The 6745-nt window shown below is 63.9% G+C and carries 4 protein-coding genes and 1 pseudogene; all 5 read left to right on the forward strand.

What is annotated here, in order from left to right:
• Positions 1–231: 231 nt before the first annotated feature.
• Positions 232–1104 carry an outer membrane protein gene (locus tag DH08_RS26430; protein WP_192182073.1) on the forward strand — a complete coding sequence of 291 codons (873 nt, stop codon included), beginning with the start codon at positions 232–234 and terminating at the stop codon, positions 1102–1104.
• A 197-nt stretch (positions 1105–1301) separates the two neighbouring features.
• Positions 1302–2477 (forward strand): phosphoserine transaminase, encoded by a 1176-nt coding sequence (locus DH08_RS26435; protein WP_192182074.1) that lies wholly within the window; start codon positions 1302–1304, stop codon positions 2475–2477.
• A gap of 69 nt (positions 2478–2546) precedes the next feature.
• Positions 2547–4148 carry a phosphoglycerate dehydrogenase gene (serA, locus tag DH08_RS26440; protein ID WP_192182075.1) on the forward strand — a complete coding sequence of 534 codons (1602 nt, stop codon included), beginning with the start codon at positions 2547–2549 and terminating at the stop codon, positions 4146–4148.
• A gap of 210 nt (positions 4149–4358) precedes the next feature.
• Entirely contained in the window at positions 4359–5657 is a 1299-nt protein-coding gene (locus tag DH08_RS26445) for an adenylosuccinate synthase (protein WP_192182076.1), read from the forward strand.
• A 73-nt stretch (positions 5658–5730) separates the two neighbouring features.
• Positions 5731–6745 (forward strand): annotated as a pseudogene (locus DH08_RS26450) (hypothetical protein); the annotation flags it as partial.

Consider the following 6745-nt stretch of genomic DNA (forward strand, 5'->3'; position numbering starts at 1 on the left):
TGCCGCTTCAGTCCGTGTCCGACCCTTTCCGAACCAAGATCAGCGAAGCAAAACCGGATCGCTTTCTGCCGCCGACCTTCAGTGGGGTAAATGCTCCAGTCAAAACCCTGCCGAAATCAATTCGCTAACGCTCTGTTATCCTTAACCGGCACTTAACCACTATGGTTAACAATGCTCCCTGAAACGGTGCGTGCCATTGCAATGCGCGCCAAGTTCGGGAGCCCGGGGACCATGGTACTCAAATCGCGTATAGCGCTGGCGCTTGCCGCAATCATGCTGATACCGGTGACGCAGTCGTTGTCGGCCGACTACGATCCGCCCATCTATGTCGACCAGGCACCCGACTATGTGCCGGTCGAGGTCGGTTCGGGATGGTATCTGCGCGGCGATATCGGCTACGCCTTCAGCCATCCGTTCGAACACGAGACAGCAGCCAGCGGATCGACCACTTTCACGAACGACAGCAGCCTGTTCACCGGCAGCATCGGCATGGGCTATCACATCAACGACTACCTTCGGGTCGAACTCAACGGCGGAATTCTGCCGACCAACAAGTTCGGCGACCATGCGCTGGTGCCAAGCGGGTGCGCCGGCACAACGAACAGCCTGTTTCCGGACGGGGCTGGCGGCTTCATCATTGTTCCCACGGCTACGACCCAGGATTGCGAGGCCTCAAACTACGCCACCAACAAGGGTTACAGCGTGATGGCCAATGGCTATGTGGACCTCGGCACCTATGTGGGCATCACGCCCTATATCGGTGGTGGCGTCGGTGTTGCCTACAACAAGTATTTCAAGACCCAGGGCGCGCGCAATTGCGTTCCGATCGATCCCGATCCGACGTCGGGCGCGGGTGGCTTCCAGTGTAACGATCCGGCTGGATACAGCGGGTCGGAAGACTCAGAGGCCAAATTCAATCTCGCTTATTCGATCGGCGCCGGCCTGTCCTATCAAGTGACCAAGAACGTCTCGGTTGACCTGGGCTACGAGTATTTCTCGATCCCAAGCGCCAAATATGTCGCCTATGATGATGGCGCCTTCGGCATCCACAAAGGCATCAATTATCAGACGGTCAAGCTCGGCCTGCGCTACGATCTCTGGTAAGCGCGCAACGAAGTCCAAGGAATCGACGGCGAGCCCTCGGGCTCGCCGTTTGCTTTATGCGCCTAAGACGGCATGGCGCGCGAGTATCCCGCCAGCGACAAAAACTTTCCTCTTGACGCCGGAAGCCTGAACGCATATCGCCGTCCGTGGGCCACCCCTCCCCAACGAGGGGCCACTATCTGGAAGGATAGACCACGATGACGACACATACGAAGCCCGGACTCCGTCCGGCAAACCCCAATTTCTCCTCAGGTCCCTGCGCAAAGCGCCCCGGTTGGTCGGTCGAGGCCCTCAAGAATGCCGCGCTTGGACGTTCGCATCGCGCCAAGATCGGCAAGACCAAGCTCGAACAGGCGATCGAGCTGACGCGCGAGATCCTCCAGGTACCAGCGGACTACCGCATCGGCATCGTGCCGGCGTCCGACACCGGCGCAGTCGAGATGGCGCTGTGGTCGCTGCTCGGCGAGCGCGGCGTCGACATGGTCGCCTGGGAGAGCTTCGGCTCCGGCTGGGTCACCGACGTGGTCAAGCAGCTGAAGCTCGCGGACGTGCGCAGGATCGAAGCCGGCTACGGCGAGCTGCCTGATGTGGCCAGGATCGACTTCGACCGCGACGTGGTCTTCACCTGGAACGGCACGACCTCGGGTGTGCGGGTGCCGAACGGCGATTTCATCCCGGCCGCTCGCAAGGGCCTGACCATCTGCGACGCGACGTCGGCGGCCTTCGCGCAAAGGCTCGATTTCGAAAAACTCGATGTCGTCACCTTCTCCTGGCAAAAGGTGCTGGGCGGCGAGGGGGCGCATGGCATGCTGATCCTCAGCCCGCGCGCTGTCGAGCGGCTGGAAACCTACAAGCCTTCATGGCCGCTGCCGAAAATCTTCCGCCTGACGTCGGGCGGCAAGCTGATCGAAGGCATCTTCAAGGGCGAGACCATCAACACGCCGTCGATGCTGTGCGTCGAGGATTATCTCGATGCGCTGCAGTGGGCGAAGTCGATCGGCGGCCTCGAGGCCCTGATCGCCCGCGCCGATGCCAATGCCGCGGCGCTCGATCGCTTCGTCGCCAAGTCCTCCTGGCTCGGACACCTGGCCGTGGAGCCGGCGACACGGTCGAACACCTCCGTCTGTCTCTCCTTCACCGATGCGGATGTCGCGGCGCTCGACGCCGACGGCCAGGCGGCTTTCGCCAAGGGATTGGTGTCGATGCTCGACAAGGAAGGTGTCGCCTACGACATCGGCGCCTATCGCGACGCACCGCCCGGTCTGCGCATCTGGTGCGGCGCGACGGTCGAGACCTCCGATCTCGAGGCACTGCTGCCCTGGCTTGACTGGGCCTTTGCCATGCAAAAGGCGTCGCTGAAAGCGGCTGCCTGAGTTCATTGCGCGGCGGCCTTCGGGCCGCCGATTCCCGTACGGATCAATCCCATTTTCAAGGAGGCCGCCATGGCGCCCCGCGTTCTCGTCTCAGACAAACTTTCCACCACGGCCGTGCAGATATTCAAAGACCGAGGAGTCGAGGTCGACTATTTGCCGGATCTCGGCAAGGACAAGGAAAAGCTCGCCGAGGTGATCGGCCAGTATGACGGCCTCGCCATCCGTTCGGCGACCAAGGTCACCGAGAAGCTGATCAACGCCGCCACCAATTTGAAGGTCGTCGGCCGCGCCGGTATCGGCGTCGACAATGTCGACATCCCAGCGGCGAGCCGCAAGGGCATCATCGTGATGAACACGCCCTTCGGCAATTCGATCACCACGGCCGAGCATGCGGTTGCCATGATCTTTGCGCTGGCGCGTCAGATACCGGAGGCCAATGCCTCTACGCATGCCGGCAGATGGGAGAAGAACCGTTTCATGGGCATCGAGATCACCGGCAAGACGCTGGGCGTGATCGGCTGCGGCAATATCGGTTCCATCGTCGCCACGCGCGGCGTTGGGCTGAAGATGCATGTCATCGCCTTCGACCCGTTCCTGTCGGACAGCCGTGCGGAAGAACTTGGCGTCGTGAAGGTCGAACTGGACGAGCTGTTCGCCCGCGCCGATTTCATCACGCTGCACACGCCGCTGACCGACAAGACGCGCAACATCATCGACGCGTCGGCGATCGCCAAGATGAAGGACGGCGTGCGCATCATCAATTGCGCGCGCGGCGGCCTGATCGTCGAGGCCGATCTGGTGGCGGCGTTGAAGGGCGGCAAGGTGGCGGGCGCCGGCATCGACGTGTTCGAGGTCGAACCGGCGGAGAGGAACGAGCTGTTCGGCATGGACAATGTCGTGGCGACGCCACATCTCGGCGCCTCGACCACCGAGGCGCAGGAGAACGTTGCGCTGCAGGTCGCCGAACAGATGGCCGACTATCTGATCAAGGGCGCCGTTTCCAACGCCATCAACATGCCGTCGATCTCCGCCGAGGAAGCGCCGCGGCTGAAGCCTTTCGTCAAGCTCGCCGAAGTGCTCGGCGCCTTTGTCGGCCAGGTCACCGAGGATCCGATCAAGGAGGTCGAGATCCTGTTCGACGGCTCGACCGCGACGATGAACACGCGCGCACTGATCAGTGCCGCCCTTGCCGGCCTGATTCGGCCGCAGGTCTCCGACGTCAACATGGTGTCGGCGCCGATCATGGTGAAGGAGCGCGGCATCATCGTCGCCGAGGTCAAGCGCGACAAGTCGGGCGTGTTCGACGGCTACATCAAGCTGACCGTCAAGACCGAGCACCGGACGCGCTCGATCGCCGGCACCTGCTTCTCCGACGGCAAGCCGCGCTTCATCCAGATCAAGGGCATCAATCTCGACGCCGAGGTCGGCCAGCACATGCTCTACACGACCAATGCCGACGCGCCGGGCATCATCGGCCTGCTCGGCACGGTGTGCGGCGAAAATGGCGTCAACATCGCCAACTTCCAGCTTGGCCGCAACCGGCCCGGCGGCGATGCCATCGCGCTGCTCTATCTCGATGCGCCGTTCCCGGAAAGGGTGCTCGATCAGCTGCGGGCGCACAAGTCGATCGACTCGGCCAAGCCGCTGCACTTCGACGTCGGCAGCGCCTGACCTGATTCCAGGAAAGCTTTATCGAAGGCGCGGCTCCGTCCGCGCCTTTATGTTTTGCGGCGGCTCGCCCAAGTAAATGATGCGGAAGGCGAAAATTGTTGTGCCTCAGGCCGTTTCCAGCGGCAAAGAATGGTCGCGTCGGCCTGCTCTTGACGCTATAGAGGCCTGTCGTTTCAAAGCCGCCTGTCGGCATCTCAAGGGAAAAGAAACATGGCCAATGTGGTGGTCGTCGGCTCACAGTGGGGCGACGAAGGCAAGGGCAAGATCGTCGACTGGCTGTCGGAACGGGCGGACGTCGTCGTGCGCTTCCAGGGCGGCCACAATGCCGGCCACACGCTGGTCGTCGACGGCAAGGTCTACAAACTGTCGCTGCTGCCGTCCGGCGTGGTGCGGCCAGGCAAGCTGTCGATCATCGGCAATGGCGTGGTCTTCGACCCGCACGCCTTCGTCGCCGAAGCGGCGAAACTGAAGGCGCAAGGCGTGGAGGTGACGCCGGATCGCCTGAAAATAGCCGAAAACACCGCGCTTATCCTGTCGCTGCACCGCGAGCTGGACGGATTCCGCGAGGACGCCGCCTCCAATTCCGGAACGAAGATTGGCACGACCCGCCGCGGCATCGGCCCCGCCTACGAGGACAAGGTGGGCCGGCGTGCGGTCAGGGTGATGGACCTGGCGGATTTGGAAACGCTTCCCTTGAAAGTTGACAGGCTGCTGACGCACCACAATGCGCTGCGCCGCGGGCTCGGCCATGCCGAGGTCACGCATGACGCGATCATGGGCGAGCTGACTTCGGTCGCCGACGAAATCCTGCCCTATATGGATCGGGTCTGGAAGGTTCTCGACGACCGGCGCCGCGCCGGCGAACGCATCCTGTTCGAGGGCGCGCAAGGCACACTGCTCGACATCGACCACGGCACCTATCCATTCGTCACCTCGTCCAATACCGTGGCCGGCCAGGCGTCGGCCGGCGCCGGCGTCGGCCCCGGCGTCATCGGCTATGTGCTCGGCATCACCAAGGCCTATACGACGCGTGTCGGCGAGGGTCCGTTCCCGACCGAACAGAAGAACGAGATCGGCGAATTCCTCGGCACGCGCGGCCATGAATTCGGCGTCGTCACCGGCCGCAAGCGCCGCTGCGGCTGGTTCGACGCCGTGCTGGTCCGCCAGGCGGTCGCCGTCAACGGCATCAAGGGCATCGCGCTGACCAAGCTCGACGTGCTCGATGGCCTGGACGAGATCAAGGTCTGCACCGGCTACCGCCTCGACGGCGAGACGATCGACTATCTGCCCGCCAGCCAGGGCGCGCAGGCCCGGGTCGAACCGGTTTACGAGACGCTGGAGGGCTGGAAAGGCACCACTGCCGGTGCGCGCAGCTGGAACGATCTGCCGGCCCAGGCGGTCAAATATGTCCGTTACATCGAAGAGCTGATCGGCGCGCCGGTAGCACTCCTTTCCACCAGCCCGGAACGGGACGATACGATACTTGTGACCGATCCGTTTCAAGACTAGTTTCTGAGCCTTTCCGGGCATTGCGGCTGATTTGCGGGGCCGGTCCGTGAACAAAATACAGGTCGACTGACGCATGGCGGATTTCGTTGCTGTTCTGAAAAAGACGATCGACGGTCTCGGTGAGAACACGCCGGAGATTCGGGCGAGGGTCTACGACAAGGCCCGGGCGACGATCGCGAAGAAGCTTGCGGATCACGTTCCGCCTTTGGCTCCGTCGGTCGCCGACCAGCAGAAGCGCACGCTTGAAGATGCCATTTCCAGCGTCGAGCGGACCTACGCCAAGAGCGTGCCTGCCGCCGACCCGCTGGCGGAGCTGGAGCACATCTTCTCGTCCATAGACCGCAACAAGAATCAGCCGAGCCACACACGGCAACCGGCAAAGACGGAACCGACCTGGCCGCCGCCGCCTATGGCCAAGCCGGAACCCGCCAAGTCGGAGACCGTCAGGCCGGCGCCGCCCGCCGCCAAGGCAGAGCCGATCTGGCAGAAGGCGCCGCCGCCGCCATTGGACACTGCCGATAACCGCCTTCCGGGGATGGACGCGTCGGCGCCGAGCGACCAGGACGACGTCTTTGCCAATGACGAGCAACCGGCGGCGGCGGACACCTTCCAGCGCTTGCGCCCCGCCGTGCGCAAGCGCAGCTATGGCGGGCTGATCGCGACCGCCGCCGTGCTGCTGGTGGTTGCCGGCGGCGGGTACGGCATCTGGCTGAACAAGGACGCATTCGGCTCGATGTTCGGCCCTGGCGGGTCGAAGACTGTCACCACCGAGCCGCTGGTGAAACCGGCGGCCCCGGCCAAGCCGGCGGCCGATGCCGCGGCGGCACCGCCGGCGGCGGGCGCCACCGACACCGCCGAGACAACCAAGTTCACCCAGCGCCTGACGCCCGAGGGCAAGGAGACCGATCCCGGTCCGGCCGCCGGACAAAGCGGCATAGGCGAAGGCGAATCCGTCGCCGCACTGACCACGCCGCCGCCGGCGACGCCGCCTGCGGCCACTCCGGCGCCGACCACGCAACTGCCGACCACTCCGGGGCCGACCACTCCGGCGCCTGCGCCGGCCGACCAGCCGGCAGCAGGCGCTCCCG

Origin of the sequence: Mesorhizobium amorphae, from assembly GCF_014843845.1 — a bacterium.
In the GTDB taxonomy this organism is placed as follows: domain Bacteria; phylum Pseudomonadota; class Alphaproteobacteria; order Rhizobiales; family Rhizobiaceae; genus Mesorhizobium; species Mesorhizobium amorphae_A.